Source organism: Ligilactobacillus araffinosus DSM 20653, assembly GCF_001435375.1.
Classification (GTDB): domain Bacteria; phylum Bacillota; class Bacilli; order Lactobacillales; family Lactobacillaceae; genus Ligilactobacillus; species Ligilactobacillus araffinosus.
In genome coordinates this window covers 104,594-123,323 of record NZ_AYYZ01000029.1, presented here as the reverse complement: position 1 = coordinate 123,323, position 18,730 = coordinate 104,594, and the positions used below count along the sequence as shown (strand labels likewise).

The following is an 18,730-nucleotide window of genomic DNA, read 5'->3' as shown; positions in this document are numbered from 1 at the left end:
CCAAATGCCCTTTAAATCAAATTTATTTTCTCTTAAACCATTCTGTAACTTTCTCAAAGAGTCCTTTTTTCTTCTGTTCTTTAAGGGACATTAACGGAACCGTTTCACCTTCAAGTCGCCGGGCAATGTTGCGGTATCCCTGTCCCGCAGCACTTTTTTCGTTTAACACCACTGGTTCACCCTTATTTGATGAACTGATTACGTCTTCATCATCAAAGACGATTCCTAACAATTTGATTGACAAATGACGCGTAATCTCATCAACATCCATCATATCGCCGTCATTGACCATATGTTTTTTGATTCGGTTAATGATTAGCATCGGCGCTTCCTTTAAGTCCTTTTGTTCTAATAAGCCGACAACCCGGTCAGCATCGCGAACAGATGATATTTCTGGCGTTGAAACAACAATCGCTTGATCTGCACCGGCAACAGCGTTCATAAATCCTTGTTCAATTCCTGCTGGACAATCAAGCAAAATATAATCGAAGTCTGGACGTAATTCTTCAACGATCTTCTTCACTTCTTCAGGTTCAAGTGCACTTTTATCTGTGTTTTGAGCAGCCGGAAGAAGGAAAAGCTTATCGTCAAAGCGTTTATCTTTAATTAATGCTTGGTGTAACTTTGCTCGTCCTTGTGCAACATCGACAATGTCATAGATAATTCGGTTATCAAGTCCCAACACAACGTCAAGGTTCCGTAACCCAATATCAAGGTCAATCAAACAAACTTTTTTATCCATTAATGCCAAAGCTGTTCCCAGGTTAGCAGAGGTTGTTGTTTTCCCTACTCCGCCCTTTCCTGAAGTAATTACAATTGATTTTCCCATAATTAAAATCCTCCAAACTTGGCATAAATCTTAGGCCTTAATTTCTTTAATTCATCCATCCTCAAATATGCAAGCTTATGTAAATCATTTACAAAAACGACTGGCTTTGACTCATCTGGCTGCACTTCATCATCAAAAATCGTAACTAGATCGGCAATTCGAACCTGTTGAGCATGGGTAACATCCCCAACAATTACCGCTGAATTGTTATCTGGAAAGCCGGCCGAAACGATTCCTTCAGCCTTTCCTAAAAGATAAACATTTCCAGTTGCTTGAAGGATTCCACCTTCATGGACCGTTCCCATAAAGAGCACGTCCCCATCAATTGTTTTAATCTGTCCGTTTCGAATAATATCCGCATTCGCATGAATCATATTCTTTTCAATAATTGCTGCCGCGTCATCTTTCAAAATAACATCAGCCTTAATCCGGTGAATTGAAAATAACGGGTAGTTTGCAAAAATATCTTCAATTTTCTTTTTTTCATCCGCTGACAATAACCAGTTGCCCGTTTGAATCTTAAAATCGACCTGATCAGCGTCAAACTTGGAATTATCTTTATAAAGATGATCTAACAGTTGTTTAAGTTCCTGCTCAATGTCACTGAACTTTGCAGCACTTCGAAGAACGATCTCATATCCATCTTTATGTCCTTTAAGTGAAATTGCTTCGTTTGCCAAGTCGCTCACCTCTTTTAATTACTATGAATATTTGAGAAAAAGTCTTTTAAGTGGATAATATAAAACCACGTACAATGCTAAGTTAAAAGCCAACGTCGGTCCTAAAGTCCTTCCGATAAAATTAACGACTGACACTGACGTTTGGCCAACAATCAAATTCATTCCATATGAAAGAGCCGTTAAAACAGTAATATCAATCAAATAAATTAACAGCAATACAATAAATGAAGGCTCAAAGTATTGCATGATCCACCGCGTAATATAAATCATCAATGGAAAAAGAATCAAAAAGACCCCGATTATACCGGTATAGAACATGTCGTACATCAAGCCTGCAAAAATTGCCCATGGAATGATATGATCAACTTCGCCAAAACAAACAGCTATAAAAATCCACAGAAAAACTGTCCGACATTCAACAAACGTTGTTGGGGTAATCATCCATCCTGACCAAACGTGCGTTAACGTTCCATCCAAAAAAATTGCAAGAATCAATCCAAGCGGAAAGATATATCTCATTTTAGGAATTCGCATAGTGCACCTCTAATCTTGCCGTTTAGCAACCGTTACAACGTTTAAGTTTGTCATATCAGCTGCCGGCTTAATGTAAATCTTAGTTGGAAGTCCTGCTTGTTGGTTAACGACCTTTTCAACTGTCCCAACAAATAATCCTTTGGGTGTAGTTCCGCCTAAACCAGAAGTAATTACTTGGGCTCCTTTTTTTATATTTTCCTTTGAGGTAATCTGTCCCATGACTAATAAGTTTGTATCTGTATCGTAACCCGTGATCAAACCGTTTACAGTCTGACCGTTATTATCAATCAATTGAACGGCAAACCGATCAGCTGCGTCATCCTGGGTCGTTACCAATTCGACTTTACTGTTATTTTTATTAACTTCCATTACCCGGCCAATCAGGCCTTTATCTGACACAACAGCTGAACCCTTTGTAATTCCTGCATTCGATCCTTTACTGATTACAATTTGATTTTGCCAGGTTGAAGGTGAACGCGAAATAACATAGGCTGAAATATCATTATATGATGTCAAACTCTTATTCAATGATAATTGTTGTTTTAATTGCTTATTTTCTTGCTTTAAAGTTTCATTTTCAACTTGAAGGGCATTCATTGAGTCTAATTTTTTCTTCAGTTGCGCATTTTCTTGATATGTATCAGTTAAGTTCGAAACAGATCCGGTCACCCGTGAAATCCCCTCAACTGGAGCATTTACAACCTTATCAACAATTCCAGCGGCACTGTTTCCAATATTTTGAATAAAGGAAGGTGTCGAACGATCATTCCGGACAAAAATCGAAAATGCAATCAATAAGAACGCGATAATTAACGATACCATTGTAACGACAAGTTTCTTATTGAAAAATGGTTTTTGCATTTAAAATCCTCCTCAAAATAAAAACCGTATCATTTTAAACCGAGATGATACGATTTTTAATTGCCATGTTATTTCTTCATCACATCAATATTCTTTAATGATTCACCCGTACCAATGGCAACACAATCAAGTGGTTCTGAGGCAACAAATACTGGAACCTTCGTTGCTTCTGAAATAACTTCTGGTAAATGTCTTAATTGTGCTCCGCCACCAGTTAACACAATTCCGTGATCAATAACATCGGCAGCAATTTCAGGAGAAGTTTCTTCCAATGTTTCTTTGATTGCTGTAATAATTGCTTGAACAACCTCTTGAATCGCCTTCGCAACATCTTCTGGCTTGATTTCGACCGTTTGTGGCAATCCACTGATCAAATCACGGCCCCGAACGCTTTGACTATCTAATTCTTTCGCAGCTTCAACTGAAGCTGAAGCAACGTCGATCTTCAATTGTTCTGCTGTCCGTTCACCAATCAACAAATTGTAATGTTGCCGCACATATGCTGTGATCGCTTCATCGAGTTTATCACCTGCCATTCGAATTGAACGGCTCGATACGATTCCGCCTAACGAAATCGTTGCAACATCTGTTGTTCCCCCACCGATATCAACAACCATACTTCCGGTTGGATCCATTACGGGAAGACCGGCACCGATTGCAGCCGCAAACGGTTCTTCAATTACATATGCATCCTTTGCTCCTGCGACTTTAGTTGCATCAATCACGGCCCGCTTTTCAACCTCGGTTACTCCACTTGGCACACAAACCATTACGTCTGGCCGTCCTGAATGAGGCTCAAGTGACTTATCAATGTAATATTTCATCATTGAAACCGTCGTATCATAGTCGGCAATTACCCCATCTTTCATTGGGCGAATCGCAACAATGCTTGCTGGCGTTCTTCCAATCATTGCTCGTGCTTCTGAGCCAACCGAAACGATTTCGTCTGTCTTTGTGTTCTTTGCAACCACTGATGGTTCACGTAATACAATGCCCTTTCCTTCTGAAAAAACAATTGTGTTCGCTGTTCCAAGGTCGATCCCGATATTTCTTGCACCAAATCCGAACACTCTTTCTCATCCCTTCGTCCGCTTAATTTAATATTTAGTAAAATTATACCACAGTTAAAATTAATTAAATAGCACTAAAATCAATCGTTGGGTTCCCTATTCAACGGTTCAACTTCGACAGCTTGCATTCCGCGTTTACCTTCAATTTCAACAAACCGAACCCGTTGTCCTTCATCAAGGGTCTTAAATCCCGGGGTAACAATCGCTGAAAAATGAACAAATAAGTCCCTTCCGTGATCATCCGGGGTAATAAACCCATATCCTTTTTGTTTATTAAATTGATGAACTGTTCCCGTTAACATGATTGCCCTTCTTTCTTTACGCAACAAAATTCTATCATATCAAATTTTGATAAACAAGAAATGGTTAATGATATAATGGAAGCATCATCTTAAAGGAGAAAACAAATGACCAGCATTATTTTCATCACGCTTATCGGATTTTGTGCAGCAATTATTCAAACAACTGGTGGTTTTGGATTTGGTTCTCTCTTTGTTCCGCTCGTTTCAATGATTGTTGCCTATCGTTATGCAACTTTTATTTCAATAATCACATGTATGTTTTTACAGATCTCAATTATTATTAAATATTTTAAAAAGATTCAATGGCAATTGATCATTGCCCCCGCCATTATCTCATTCTTTACTTCATATCTTGGAATCCATCTGATGGTTGGCTTCTCATCAAAAACAATGGCGATTCTGCTTGGAATTTTTCTTTGGATCCTCGCAATTTACTTAATTTTAATTGCGCCAAAAGTTCGACTAAAGAAAAATATTTGGGCTGAACTCGGCGTCGGTGCAGTCAGCGGGTTTACCGGCGGAATGTTTGCGGTTGGCGGCCCGCCAATGGTTGCTTACTACGATTCCGTCATTGATGACCCGGTTACATACCAAGCGACGATTCAAACTTTTTTCTTTTTAACTTCGATCGCGATGGTAACCGAGGACATTCTTTGCATCCATCTTTCTTTAAAAATTGGCATGCTTGCCCTTTTCGGAATCATTGGTTGCTTAATTGGCACTTTTGTTGGAACTAAAATTTTACAACGTATTTCGATGAAAACCGTTCGTAAAATTGCTTACATCGTCATGTTACTTGCAGGAACATACAATCTGATTAAAGGAATCCTTTAAATTAATTGAGCTTCCCGAAAGCTAAAATAATTATTTTTACCAATAATAATGTGATCGAGCAATTCGATTCCTAAAAGCTCACCGCACTTCACTAAACGATCAGTTAGTAACTGGTCGTTTTTTGATGGTTCCGGTTTTCCACTCGGATGGTTATGCGCAATAATGATTCGCGCCGCTGTAAATTGAATTGCCAACTGAAAAATTTCGCGTGGATGAACCGTGGCGCTATCAAGCGTTCCTTTAAAAATTTCCTTCTCGTGAATAATTTGATTTTTCGTATCCAACAGTACTCCATAAAGAACTTCTTGCCGGTTAAATTTCAATTTTTCAATCAAATGGTTTCCAATCATTTGACTGGAACCAACTTGGCCTAAAACAAGTGGTGGATTTTGCCGGCAACGTTTCACAAATTCGCAGATCACTTGCATTCTGACCGCTTTCGTTTGGTTATTAAAGTATCTTTCCCAATCCATTGCGGTTAAATAACTAACATGCGTCAAATCAAAATTTTCAGCAAAAAATTGGTCTGTCAGTTGCGAAACCGCCCGTGCAGAACAAAATTGCGAAAGCAAGAGTCCCAATAGCTCCCGGTCACTCAGCTGGGCTGTCCCGTAACGTTTAACCTGCTTTTCTAAACAATCAGCTTGAAATTGATTGATTAATGACATTCAAAAACACCTCCACTTACAAATTCGCAAATGGAGGTGTCTTTTAATCTTTAATAAAATCAATTACTGCATCTAAGTCTGGTTGAATTGTTAACGTGTGTTTGCGTTCAAATTCTTCAGGTTGAATATAGTCCGGCACCATAATTACTGGAATCTCGGCCTGATTAGCTGCCTTGATCCCGTTGGTTGAATCCTCAATAATAATCGTTTTTTCTTTATCTGGCCGGCCAGCTTTTTCCCATGCTTTTAAGAAAATTGCCGGTGAAGGTTTCGCCTTCTGAACATCGTTAGCTGAAACAATAAAATCAAACCGGTTTTCAAAATTTGTTTCCTTAAGATAAAAATCAATATCTTCCCGATAGTTGCTTGAAGCCAGCCCATATGGAATATGATGGTCTTCTAAATATCTGGCTAAATCTAAAAAGCCCGGTTTAAAATTCAACATTCCCTCTTTTACAACCGGAAGGATTTCATCCCGGCTTAATTCCAAAAAACGTTTGATCAATTCCGGATCGCCGTAATCGGCAACCATTTGGTTATACATTAAATCGTAACCGCCGCCAATAAACTGTTTGTAATAATCAAATGTAAATTCAAATCCTAATTTTTGAGCTGCTTTTTGATCAGCTGCAAAATACATTTTTTCAGAGTCGTATACGACCCCATCCATATCAAAAATCATTGCATCAATTTTCATTTGCATTCTCCTTATCATTTACAAAATAATGACGCACTTCTGAAATAAAGTAAAGGGATCCCGTAAAGAGTAAAACGTCATCTTCATCCATCGTTTGAACTGTATTAACTAGGGCTCGTTGCCACTGAGCGGCAACATTCACTTTTGGAAATTCTTCTTTAATTTTTTGTGGATCGATTACCGGCCGCGGGCTATTAAACCGCGTTATCGTAACATCAATGTTTGAAAGTTTTAACAGTTCTGTCAGCATCTCTTTCGGTTGCTTATCAGCTAAAATTGAAGTAATAATGTGGATTTGACGATCATGGAAACGTTCCTTTAATAATTTTGCGAGCTTTTTGACTGCCTGAATATTATGTGCTCCATCTAAGATGACCAATGGCGATTCGTTTACACGTTCAAATCTTCCCGGCCACTTCGTTTGGGTAAGGGCGTGCTTGACATCCGCACCTTGCAGATTCCAATGCTCTTTTTCAGCAAGCAACTCAACTGCCGTAATTGCCAAAGCCGCATTTGCCACCTGATAATCCCCCATCATTTCAAGGTGAACATTTTTCAAATGGACTTCGCTAAAATCATAATCAAAATTCTCACCCCATCCATTATTCGGAAGCAACGTCGTTTTGATTTGGGCATTAATTTTATATATGGAAGCGTTCATCCGCTGCGCTTTTTCCGTAATGATTGCCAAAAAATCCTGAGGTAAATCGGCAACCACGACTGGTGTATCTGGCTTGATTATTCCCGCTTTGTTTCGCGCGACATCTTTTAATGTCGGGCCAAGATATTTTAAATGGTCCTTCGCTACTCCAGTGATAACCGATACCAATGGCTGAATAACATTGGTTGAATCATATGTTCCACCTAACCCCACTTCAATTACCGCGTAATCAACCTGCTGTTCTGCAAAATACTTAAACATAATTGCCGTGTCGATTTCAAATTCAGTCGGACCTCCGCCACGATCGGCCCAATCTTCATCCATTTGCGCAACAATCGGCTGAATTTCACTTACCATTTGCACTAAATCATTATCCGATATCATTTCACCATTAATACAGATGCGATCATTGAACTTAATAATGAATGGTGAGGTAAACGAACCGACTTTAAATCCGTTTTCAATTAAAATCTGTCGAATATAGGCCGTTGTCGACCCTTTTCCATTAGTCCCCGTTACATGAATCATTTTAAGCTTTTGCTGCGGATCACCTAGCCGCTTGCAAAAATCGCGCATTCGATCAAGCGTCGGAATCTTTTTAAATTTCGTGCGTCCGTGAATAAACGCCAAAGCATCCTGATAAGTTAATTGTTTCACGCTAAATCCCCTTCTTGTATCATTTCCTTCATTATATAAAAAGAGAAGATTGAACTTCAATCTTCTCTTCTAAATTATTTATCCAATTCAGCTTGTAATTGACTGATTCGATCACTAGTTGATACAAGTTTTTCCTTGTAATTTGCAAGTTTTTCGCGTTCTTTGCCAACTATTGCTTCTGGTGCATTGGCAACGAATTTTTCATTGCCAAGTTTCTTTTCACCGCGAGCAACTTCTTTTTCAAGTTTTGCTGCTTCACCTTGAAGCCGTTTAATTTCTTCGTTCAAGTCAATTAAATCGGCAAGCGGCAGATAAACTTCGGCTCCGGTGATCACCGATGTCATTGCCAACGCCGGTGCTTCAACATCCGCATTGATTTCTAAGTGCTTTGGATGACAGAAGCGTTGAATGTAATCAACATTGTCTTCAAAGATTTTCTTGGTTTCGTCATCCTTAGTCTTAATTAAAATATCAATTGCTGATGACATTGGTGCATTTACTTCTGCTCGGCTGTTCCGAACAGACTTGATCAATTCGATCAAGTTTTCCATTTGCCGTTCAGCATCTTGGTCATCAAATTCAGCGTGAACTTCAGGATACTTTGCAACTACGATTGATTTGCCTTCATGCGGCATTGTCAACCAAATCTTTTCAGTTACAAATGGAATTACCGGGTGAAGGAGTCGCAATGTTTGATCTAGCACGTAGCAAAGGATTGCTTGGGTATTCTTCTTTAACTTTTCATCATAACCATTTAAGTTTTCCTTGGCCATTTCAATGTACCAATCACAGAAATCATTCCAGATAAAGTTGTACATTGCCCGACCAGCTTCACCAAATTCAAAGGTATCAAAGAAGTGAATGACATCTTTGACCGTGTCGTTCAACCGGCTGATAATCCATTTATCAGCTAATTGCCACTCTTCTTTTGGCGGTAATTCAGCCTTAGTATCTTCATCAAGGTTCATGATTACGAACCGGCTGGCGTTCCAAATTTTGTTGATGAAGTTCCATGCGCCATCCATCTTTTGGTATGAGAACCGGATATCTTGCCCTGGAGTTGAACCCGTTGTTAAGAACCACCGTAAAGCATCCGTTCCATACTTATCAATAACATCCATTGGATCGATTCCGTTTCCAAGTGATTTACTCATCTTTCGGCCTTGTTCATCCCGAATCAAGCCATGCAAAACAACGTTCTTAAACGGTGCCTTTCCGGTAAATTCAAGACTTTGGAAAATCATTCGTGATACCCAGAAGAAGATGATATCGTATCCTGTAACCAAGGTGCTTGTTGGGAAGTAACGCTTGAAGTCTTCCGCATCCGTATCTGGCCACCCCATTGTTGAAAATGGCCATAATGCACTACTGAACCATGTATCTAAGACATCCGGATCTTGTTCCCAGTTTTCAGCATCTTCAGGTGCTTCCATACCAACATATGTTTCACCAGTTTGCTTGTTATACCATGCTGGAATGCGGTGCCCCCACCATAATTGACGTGAGATAACCCAGTCGTGAATGTTTTCCATCCACTGATTCCAAGTATGTTCAAATCGTTTTGGAACAAAATTGACCTTCTCGCCATCTTTTTGGTTCTTCAATGCCATTTCAGCTAACGGCTTCATCTTAACGAACCATTGTGTTGACAACCGGGCTTCAACTTGAACCCCTGTCCGTTCTGAGTGACCAACGCTGTGAACGATTGGTTCGATCTTCAACATGTAACCTTCATCTTGAAGGTCTTTAACAATTGCTTTCCGAGCTTCAAATCGATCCAGGCCTTCGTACTTGCCGGCATTTTCATTCATCGTTGCATCTTCATTCATGGTATTGATGCGTTTCAAATTATGCCGGTTACCGACCTTAAAGTCATTCGGATCGTGAGCCGGAGTAATCTTAACCATTCCAGTTCCGAATTCAGGATCAACGTATTGATCAGCAATGATTGGAATGTGACGACCTTGAAGCGGCAAAACAACTTCCTTGCCAACTAATTCCTTGTACCGTTCATCACTTGGGTTGACCGCAACGGCAACGTCCCCAAACATTGTTTCCGGACGCGTCGTTGCAATCTCAATGTAGTGTTTGCCGTTGAAGGTGTAGTCTTCATCAACAAACGGATATTTAACGTGATAGAATGCCCCTTCGTCATCTTGGTGGATAACTTCAATGTCTGATAAGGCGGTTCGCGCTTGCGGATCCCAGTTGATGATGTATTCGCCACGGTAGATCAAGCCTTTATTGTATAAATCAACAAAGACTTTTCGAACGGCCTTTGATAATCCTTCATCTAAAGTAAACCGTTCGCGATCATAATCAACGGAAATTCCCATCTTAGCCCATTGTTTGTGGATAATATCACTGTATTCGTGAACCCAATCCCAAACCTTTTCAACAAATTTTTCACGGCCAAGGTCATAACGGGTAACGCCTTCTTCACGCAATTGCGCTTCAACCTTTGCCTGAGTTGCAATTCCCGCATGGTCGGTTCCTGGAACCCATAATGTATCATAGCCTTGCATCCGTTTTTGGCGAATCAGCATATCTTGCAAAGTGTTGTCCCATGCATGACCTAAATGCAACTTTCCGGTAACATTTGGTGGCGGAATAACAATTGAATATGGCTTGGCTTTTTTATCGCCGCTTGGCTTAAAAACACCGTCTTTAACCCATTTTTCGTAACGACCCGGTTCAACTTCTTTTGGATCGTACTTGGTTGACATATCGATTTCTCTCATCAGTCGATTCCTTTCATTTTTAAATTTTACTGGCGGATATAAAAAAGCACTGCCGTCAACATAGGACGACAATGCCGTGGTACCACCTAAATTGAAAGTAAACTAATTCACTTTCCGCTTAGCTGATTAATGATAACGAACTGTCAGCCAGTCCGGTTATTCTTAATATCCGTTCAGAATAACAGCTCCCAAGCTACAAATATCCGATCCATTTCGACTTTCACAACCTCCGTCTTTTCTGGAAAATGAACATCAGATATCCCTCTTGTTCTCTGCTTATAGTTGTATTCTAATCTGCAATTTAATAATCGTCAAGCAGATTAAAGAAGTTCGGCAAAGCTTTCCTGATTAGCATTCATAAATTCATCAGAACTATTGATTTCGGTAATTTGAATTCCATCAAGTGCCCGTTGAATCAAACCATCAACATCTAAGCGTTCTTCATATTGCCGTGCCCGATCAATTCGCGGCTTAGTTTTCGGAGCTGGCGGTGCAAAGACGGTACAGCAATCTTCAAACGGTTGGATCGATAAGTCAAACGTATCAATCTTTTGGGCAATCTCAATAATTTCATTTTTATCCATTGAAAGAACTGGCCGCAAAACCGGCATGGTAGTAACATCGTTAATTGCTGCCATACTTTCAAGCGTCTGCGATGCCACTTGGCCTAACGCTTCACCATTAAAAATAGCAAGACCTTTCCGTTTTTTAGCAATCTTTTCGGCTAACCGCAACATAAAGCGCCGTTGAATTGTCATCAAATATCCTTCTGGGACTTCATGTTTAATCTTTTCTTGAATTTCTGTAAATGGAACTTGAATAAACTTGATTGTTCCAACATATGGTGCCAGTTTTGCCGTTAATTGCTTAGCCTTATTTAATGCCTGTTCACTGGTATATGGCGGGCTGAAGAAGTGAACCATTTCAATAGCAACCCCACGCTTCATTGCAAGGTACCCCGCAACCGGCGAATCAATTCCGCCAGACAACATCAGCATTGCCTTACCAGCTGTTCCAACTGGCAAACCGCCAGCTCCATTAATCTTTCCGTATGATAAGAAAATTCCATCCGGCCGCACTTCACATCTTAACGTTACATCCGGGTCTTTCATTTTAACGTGAATATCATCAAAGGCTTGTAAAATTGTGCCACCTAAAAGATCATTCATCGCATTTGTATCATATTTGAATTTATGATCTGAACGCCGAGTATTAATCTTAAACGTTAATCCGGGATGATACTTTTCCTTCATCATTTCAATTGCCATTGCTTGAACTTTCTTAACATCACGTTCAACCTTTACCGATGGTGAAAAGTTTTGGATTCCAAAAACTTGACCCAACCGAGCCATTACCTTTTCTGAGTCTTCACCGTTTAATTGGATGTGCATCCGATCACGGTGCGCCGCAATCTTTAAATTTGGGAATTCATGCAATGCTTGGCGAACATTGTATCCTAACCTGTCAATGAAATTTTTGCGGTTCTTTCCTTTCGTTGAAAGTTCACCGTAGCGAACCATAATTTCTGAATATTGCATCAAAGTCCTCCATTATGAGTTGATCATTTTAAATTCTTCATATAACTTATCGAAAACGCGGTTGAATTCATCTGCTTCCTCAAGCGTATTATGTTCATCAAGGCTGATCCGCACAGCTGAAGTTGCAATCTTTTCTGGAACCTTCATCGCAGCTAATGTTCCCGCAATGTCACCCTTCTTTGATGAACAAGCACTCGTCGTTGAAATATAAATATCATATTTTTCAAATGCATGCACGATTGATTCACCACGAACACCATCAATTGTGAAACATAAAATATGCGGTGCAAACGTTTCATCATTTTTTGAGAAAATATGCACTTTATCAAATTGACTAATATGTTGATAAATTCGATTTTTAATTGCCCGTTGATGAGCAACCTTTTGGTCTTCATCGTCCATCAAAAGGCGAAGTGCCTTAGCCATTCCGGCAATTGCCGGTAAGTTTTCAGTTCCACCGCGCAAGTTCTTTTCCTGACCACCACCATCGACCAGTGGCTGAATCATTCGGCCACGTTTTTTGTACATAAAGCCTGTTCCGCGCGGTGCATGGAATTTGTGACCTGAGAATGCAAGAAAATCAACCCGTGGGTTCCGAATCAACTTTTCAACCCCTTTGCCAATCGCTTGAACAGAGTCAACATGAAAATGAATCTTCGGATGATCATTTAAAATCTCAGCAATTTCTTCAATTGGTTGAATCGTTCCAATTTCATTATTGATTGCCATAACTGAAACTAAGATCGTATCTTTCCGAATTGCTTTGCGAACATCTTCGGGCGAAACCCGACCTTCATCATCGACCGGCAGATAAGTCACATCAAAGCCCATCTTTTCAAGGTGTTTCATGCTGTTCATTACTGCTGCATGTTCAACACTTGACGTAATAATGTGCTTTCCATATGGGCGCTTTTCCATGGCAGTTCCCTTAATTGCCCAATTGTCACTTTCCGTTCCGCCACTTGTAAAATAGATCTCATCCGGATAACAATTCATCAAATCGGCAATCTGCTTCCGTGACTGTTCAAGAAGATTGAACGCCTTTTCACCCCATGAATGAAGCGATGATGAATTTCCCCAAATATTTTGACAAACCGCGTCATACGTTTGCAAAACTGACGGATCCATTTTAGTTGTTGCACTGTTATCAAAATAAATCATCAAATTATCCTTTCCGTTAAAATTTATTTACATGTATTCTGGTACGACTCGTAACTAATTTAATCATCTTACTAACTTTTTGTAAAGGGAAAAACCGAACGTCAGCCTTGATTCAACTGATCATTCGCTAATTATTTCAGTAACAAAAAATTGCGGCATCTGCCGCAATTTTTTAATTCATTGGATATTGCCGTTGAGCCTGTTCCTGTGACTCATAATCATCAGTAATTCGCTTATATGCTCCCGGTTCAACTTCTTCAACTGCATTTGAAATCGTATCAAGCGCATCAACGTAATTGTATTCTTTATTAAATAGTTGGCTTGCTTTCTTATATGCTTCTTCAACTTCCGGATAACGTGTCCGATACCGGTTGGCATATTGCAAGAATTCTTCAGATAACGTTGCACAATCAATGATTTCTTTTGTTTTATCGCCTAAAACGTCCAAATCAGATTGGGTATTAATCAACGCTTTCGTAATTTCATCCATGTTGATTTGAATTTGACCTAACGCCTCATCCAAGTTTTCAATCTCATCGCTCACCTTAAAGAAATAATCAGTGTATTCACGTGAAAGGCCAGGTAAATTTAACTTTTCAACATCCCGGCGCATCCGGTGAATTTCAAGATCGAATCCTTGAACGGCTTTCTGAGCTTCCTTTTCTTCTTTCCAAAGATTTGAAACCCCATCATTGATTTCTTTTTGCTTCTTTTCAATCTTGGTCAATTTATCAATGTTATCTTTTTGCCGTTTCAATTCGTCTGAATAAATCACGCCTTCTGACCGTTGTTTCGTAAAGTTATCAAAATCTTTCCGAATTGCTTGAATTTGAACTTGAAGATCATGAGCCTCTTCAAATTCATTATGTGTTAATTCATAATTTTGAGATAACCGATCCAAGTCGATCAACAATTCATGTTCTTGCCGTTCTGCATGTTCAACAAAATCTTGATAATAATTGTAATTCTTTTCAACTACTTTGCGTGCTCGGTATTCTTGATCAATCTCATCATAAACCTTGTCGATATCCGTTGTGAGCTTTTCATCAAGTTTGGTTGCATTCTTCAAGTCAACCTTCTTTAAGTTTTCGAAATTCTTATCAACCATTTTTTGGATGTCAGCAAGTTTCTTTTTTAAATCTTCATGAAAAACGTATTTTTCTTTTAGCAGCTGATCAACAGCGCTATTTAATTCCTTGAGTTGGTCAGGAAAAACACTCTTTAAACTTTTAAAGATCGGCGGAATCTTTTCCACCTTTTCTTCCATTTCAGCGGTTGCATCTTGTAAATCTGAAAGTGGTTTAGCTGATTTAACATAATCGCCACTTTCCATCAATTTCGTATAATCATTGAACTGCTGTTCCAATTTGCCAAGTTGTTCCTCAAGTTTGTCACTGCTTGGGCCAAATGAAAAGCTCTTAGCAAGAAGCGTCTTCCGCAAATCTTTATACTTTTCGCTTAATTCTTCAACCGCTTTTTGATGCTCTTCCGTAACCTTACGGATATTCTTCAATTCTTCCTTGATCTTTTCAAATTGAGCAACAGTGCCGCTTAACTTTTCATCCACATCTTTTAATTCATGATTGATTCGTCCAAATTGATAGTGCTGGTTCAATTCACGCAAATCATTCAACAATTCTGAAATTTCAGGAAGCTTGCGGTTGACGATCTCGCGGTAGTTCTTATCAACCTTTTCAAATTCCGTTAAACTGTCACCCGATAAATTTAACTTGCTGATTTCAGCCAGTTCCTTTTCAAGTGAATTTTCCGTGATTTCATTTACCTTTGCTTGGTAAACCTCAATTTGCTTTGCTTTATGGCGTTTAAACAAATACACTCCTAAGTAGATCACTAACGCAATAATAATTAGTGAAATCAAAAAGATAACCATAAAATCCCATCCTTCATCCGTACAATTATTTGAATCAATTCTTATTTAAAATAACCACTAATTTTATTCTCCATAATTATACCATATAAACGGGCATTCCTATTAAAATGTTTAATTATAAATAAATTCCAAATCACCCATTGACTTTCCGACGGCAGACCGGTACAATGGCAAATGTGTAAAATAATGCAGCAGCAGACGGTAAGAACGTCAACAGTTGGTTGCCATTTTGGTTCTGCAAGTAACTTTTCGGCTGCAAAAGCGAACGTCTAAAATCAACTGCACGAATACTAAGTCTGCACCGTTATTTTACTCCATAAAAATATATTTTTGGAGGAACGATATTATGTCTCGTTATACAGGTCCATCATGGAAGGTTTCACGTCGTTTGGGAATCTCCCTTACAGGCTCAGGTAAAGAATTAGCACGGCGCCCATACGCCCCAGGTCAGCACGGTCAAAGCCGTCGGAAGTTATCAGAATACGGTATGCAATTACGTGAAAAGCAAAAGTTACGTATGATGTACGGCATGACAGAACGTCAATTTGCTAACACATTTAAACGTGCCGGCAAGATCCGTGAAGGTAAACACGGTGATAACTTCATGATCCTTTTGGAACAACGTTTAGACAATGTTGTTTACCGTTTAGGTTTAGCAACAACTCGTCGTCAAGCACGGCAACTTGTTAACCACGGTCACATCACTGTTGATGGCAAGCGCGTTGATATTCCATCATACGAAGTTCAACCAGGTCAAGTAATTTCATTACGTGAACGTTCAAAGAACTTACAAATCGTTAAGGATGCTTTGGAAGCCGTTGTTGGTCGTGCTCCATTCGTATCATTTGACGAAGACAAGATGGAAGGTACATTAGTTCGTTTACCAGAACGTGACGAATTAGATGCTAACATCGATGAATCACTTATCGTTGAATACTACAACAAACTTTAATGATTTATCAATTATTAAGCGGAAGGCTGCAACAATTGCAGCCTTCTTTTTTTATCTGATATAATAACGATACTTAAAGGAGGTTGAACCATGACTGATGAATTACAAGAACATCTGAATAAAGGAATGTACGGGACCCCGAAATTAAAACCCGATGAACAGCGCAAATATCTTGGCACCTTCCGCGAACGAGTTGACTTAACCGTGACGTTTGCGCAACTTAATTCTGAAAAATATTATCCGGCAATTCAAAAAGAACTTGAAGCGCATCCTGAATACCGAATGACAATCAACGGTAGCGTTGATCAAGACCAGTTAAGCCGGCTAATTCAAATTGCCAATTCAGCCAACGCTTCATTTACCTGCAGTTCCGATTTGACCTTCCCCCACGCAGCCTCTGATTTAGCGGTCGTAATTGCTGCTTCTCATCAGGCTATTCACACTGAAATCGTTGATGTTGCGCTTCGCTATCCACTTGATAACAATGCAGCGACGGTTTCCGCTGAAAAGCCTTCAAAACATCGTTTTTCATTAAAAAATTTATTCCATAAAAAATAAAGGCTTGGCAAATGCCAAACCTTTATTTAAATTGTTCAACAATCAGCGACGCAATATCGCGTTGCTGATTCAATGCCATCTTTTCGTGCGGTTGAAAATCACCATTTGCATGGGCGCTTAAGAAGACTGCTAATTCAGGATGGTCTTCTGAATATGGTTGATAAATATTACTAAAAATCATATCAATCAGACCATCACGCATTTGAAGCTGGGCGGCAATTTTTTCGAGTAATTGAATATATGTTTGATCAGCATCATTTAATGCATCTACACTTTGAAATTGTGAACCGGTAAATGAATCATACCGTAATAATACTTGAATTCCGCGCGGAACAACTTGGTCAAGCGTCAGTCCCTGCATCATCAACGTTTTCTTTTCATTGCGTCCAAGCTCGAGTTGTTTACTTTCAATTAATTGTTTTAAGGTTTTTCGGCCGTCGCCAACCACATTTTCCGGAATTCGTTCAATTAAACTGGCAACTTTCCCGTTCAAGATCAATGCTTGGTAAGTTGATCCCGTTGAAACCTGTTCAACTAAAACCTGTGCAGTTTGCTTCAACATCACTCCGACACTTTCCATAAACTCTTTCTTACTTGGAGCCATTCGGTATAAAATCCCATGTGTATCAGAATGCCCAACAGCATTTTTAAGAATAATGGCTTTTCCTTTGACCATTGGATAAAGACGCACAGCCTGATCAACCGTTGTAATCTTCCATGAAGGCTGAATTTGAATTGCAAGGTCCCCGACCAACTGCTTTGTCAATTCTTTGTTATCCCATATCTTTGCCGTTACTGCTTGGTCTAAGTCACTTTGCAAACCGTTCCAGACATAATGACCGTTAATTTCAACAATATCCTGGTCATTATCGATCACCTGATAATCCATTCCCTGTTCAAATGCAGCCTGTAAAACGTGTGTTGAATTGACAGATAACTTCAATGATTGCTCTTTTGCCAACTCATTCTTAATCTTCGCAAGCAAAAACTTCAACAGTGACTGACTTCCCTGTTCTCGTAATAAACGAGCTGCCAGCGTCTGCATTCCATCTTCCAGCTTAGCTTTGATATTCTCCATGGTTCCGTTCCAATTTTCGCCGTAATTAAAAGCAGTTGCAAAGTGGTTTAAGTTATCAATCAATGCTTTAAATTTTACTAATTCATTAAGTTTACGGAAAGGACTTGCGGCCGCAACTTTAAGGTCTAATTCGCGAGAAGCCTTAATTTGATCCATCAATTGGTCATTTGCGACACCGTCATTCATTAAAAAGTATCCGGCCATCATATCGATCAGGTTCAAAATATTCAATCCAATTCCTAATTGACTATCTGGATTAAAATCCAGCTTTCGGAGCATTAACGCTGTGATCCCGTGTTGATGATCAAATTGCCCTTCAAGCGCAACCTTTCCCACTGCATTTTTCGTTCCCAAATAACTTTTGACTGACCGAAAATCCGGCTGAAAATCTTGAATTCCTTTTAGGAGATCAAAGGTCAAGGCCGACCGTCGTGCCCGTTCATCAAGATTATTAAAGAATGCCAAGGATGAACCCATAAAATAGGTCAAAAATGGCTGACACAGTTCAAATCCTTGAGCAATTTTTAAATAAATTTGATTTCGAAAATCATAGTAATTAATCTTATATTGCTTGAATTTTCGCTGATAAAGTTCCAAAAAGAGCTGTTCCGGGAGTTGAATCGAAATCGCCACACTGCTATTTTCATCGGCTGCTAACGGCCATAGTCTGAACCCATGCCTTGCTAATTGGTGTTTTAAAAACTGCAGTTGAAGACGTGTTTCTTGCTTTAATCGTTCAAGACGGAATCCATGCGGTTGAACAAGTTCAATATGATTGCCTTTAATATGCAAATATTGATTTTCATCGATCATCGATGCAAGATCATTGACTGCATTGCCGTTTTCATCAACAACCAAATACATCTGCTTTATTGAATATTTGAAATTATTCAAAGCATCAATTAATCCTTCATCCTTGATTGTTTTTCCAATTTCATCTAATTTCATGCTAATTCATCCTGTTATGCTTAATTTTACTATAATTATACTCAATTTTATGTTTAACGGGTACCCTTTA

Annotated in this window: 17 protein-coding genes; 3 read left to right on the top strand and 14 right to left on the bottom strand. The window is 39.2% G+C overall.

Going from position 1 to position 18,730, the window contains the following annotated elements:
- Positions 1–22: 22 nt before the first annotated feature.
- The 6 genes from minD to FC64_RS05080 form a co-directional block, all read right to left on the bottom strand.
- Positions 23–829 carry a septum site-determining protein MinD gene (gene minD / locus FC64_RS05105; protein WP_057906846.1) on the bottom strand — a complete coding sequence of 269 codons (807 nt, stop codon included), beginning with the start codon at positions 827–829 and terminating at the stop codon, positions 23–25.
- A 2-nt stretch (positions 830–831) separates the two neighbouring features.
- On the bottom strand, positions 832–1,509 hold the full coding sequence (locus FC64_RS05100) for a septum site-determining protein MinC (protein WP_057906845.1): 678 nt from the start codon (positions 1,507–1,509) through the stop codon (positions 832–834).
- Positions 1,510–1,530: 21 nt separating this feature from the next.
- A complete protein-coding gene (gene mreD / locus FC64_RS05095) occupies positions 1,531–2,043 on the bottom strand; it encodes a rod shape-determining protein MreD (RefSeq protein ID WP_057906844.1) in 513 nt (170 codons plus the stop codon).
- 9 nt (positions 2,044–2,052) lie between these two features.
- Positions 2,053–2,904: a rod shape-determining protein MreC gene (gene mreC, locus FC64_RS05090; protein WP_057906843.1), complete on the bottom strand. Its 852-nt coding sequence runs from the start codon at positions 2,902–2,904 to the stop codon at positions 2,053–2,055.
- Between the two features lie 68 nt (positions 2,905–2,972).
- Positions 2,973–3,974, bottom strand: a complete 1,002-nt coding sequence (locus tag FC64_RS05085) for a rod shape-determining protein (protein WP_057906842.1) — start codon at positions 3,972–3,974, stop codon at positions 2,973–2,975.
- Positions 3,975–4,054: 80 nt separating this feature from the next.
- Positions 4,055–4,276, bottom strand: coding sequence for a cold-shock protein (locus FC64_RS05080; protein ID WP_057906841.1), 222 nt, complete (start codon positions 4,274–4,276; stop codon positions 4,055–4,057).
- 105 nt (positions 4,277–4,381) lie between these two features.
- On the opposite strand from FC64_RS05080, the gene FC64_RS05075 reads away from it, so the two are divergent.
- Positions 4,382–5,110, top strand: coding sequence for a sulfite exporter TauE/SafE family protein (locus tag FC64_RS05075; protein ID WP_057906840.1), 729 nt, complete (start codon positions 4,382–4,384; stop codon positions 5,108–5,110).
- Here FC64_RS05075 and radC read toward each other — a convergent pair.
- From radC to ezrA, 7 genes are all read right to left on the bottom strand, one after another.
- Complete coding sequence (gene radC, locus FC64_RS05070; protein WP_081035646.1) at positions 5,107–5,778, bottom strand: RadC family protein; 672 nt, start codon at positions 5,776–5,778, stop codon at positions 5,107–5,109. The genes FC64_RS05075 and radC overlap by 4 nt on opposite strands.
- 43 nt (positions 5,779–5,821) lie before the next feature.
- Positions 5,822–6,475, bottom strand: a complete 654-nt coding sequence (locus tag FC64_RS05065; RefSeq protein WP_057906839.1) for an HAD family hydrolase — start codon at positions 6,473–6,475, stop codon at positions 5,822–5,824.
- Positions 6,465–7,793 carry a bifunctional folylpolyglutamate synthase/dihydrofolate synthase gene (locus tag FC64_RS05060; RefSeq protein ID WP_057906838.1) on the bottom strand — a complete coding sequence of 443 codons (1,329 nt, stop codon included), beginning with the start codon at positions 7,791–7,793 and terminating at the stop codon, positions 6,465–6,467. The genes FC64_RS05065 and FC64_RS05060 overlap by 11 nt, the downstream gene beginning before the upstream one ends.
- Positions 7,794–7,867: 74 nt before the next feature.
- On the bottom strand, positions 7,868–10,534 hold the full coding sequence (locus tag FC64_RS05055) for a valine--tRNA ligase (RefSeq protein ID WP_202987267.1): 2,667 nt from the start codon (positions 10,532–10,534) through the stop codon (positions 7,868–7,870).
- Between the two features lie 320 nt (positions 10,535–10,854).
- Positions 10,855–12,072: a tRNA uracil 4-sulfurtransferase ThiI gene (thiI, locus tag FC64_RS05050; protein ID WP_057906837.1), complete on the bottom strand. Its 1,218-nt coding sequence runs from the start codon at positions 12,070–12,072 to the stop codon at positions 10,855–10,857.
- A gap of 12 nt (positions 12,073–12,084) precedes the next feature.
- A complete protein-coding gene (locus FC64_RS05045; RefSeq protein WP_057906836.1) occupies positions 12,085–13,233 on the bottom strand; it encodes a cysteine desulfurase family protein in 1,149 nt (382 codons plus the stop codon).
- 172 nt (positions 13,234–13,405) lie between these two features.
- Positions 13,406–15,124, bottom strand: coding sequence for a septation ring formation regulator EzrA (gene ezrA, locus FC64_RS05040; protein WP_057906835.1), 1,719 nt, complete (start codon positions 15,122–15,124; stop codon positions 13,406–13,408).
- Positions 15,125–15,470: 346 nt separating this feature from the next.
- Here ezrA and rpsD point away from each other — a divergent pair, with 346 nt between their 5' ends.
- On the top strand, positions 15,471–16,076 hold the full coding sequence (gene rpsD, locus FC64_RS05035) for a 30S ribosomal protein S4 (RefSeq protein ID WP_057827697.1): 606 nt from the start codon (positions 15,471–15,473) through the stop codon (positions 16,074–16,076).
- Positions 16,077–16,166: 90 nt separating this feature from the next.
- Positions 16,167–16,634 carry a YueI family protein gene (locus FC64_RS05030; protein ID WP_057906834.1) on the top strand — a complete coding sequence of 156 codons (468 nt, stop codon included), beginning with the start codon at positions 16,167–16,169 and terminating at the stop codon, positions 16,632–16,634.
- A gap of 22 nt (positions 16,635–16,656) precedes the next feature.
- On the opposite strand, the gene FC64_RS05025 is transcribed toward FC64_RS05030, so the two are convergent.
- Positions 16,657–18,660, bottom strand: coding sequence for a hypothetical protein (locus tag FC64_RS05025; protein ID WP_057906833.1), 2,004 nt, complete (start codon positions 18,658–18,660; stop codon positions 16,657–16,659).
- Between the last annotated feature and the right edge of the window lie 70 nt (positions 18,661–18,730).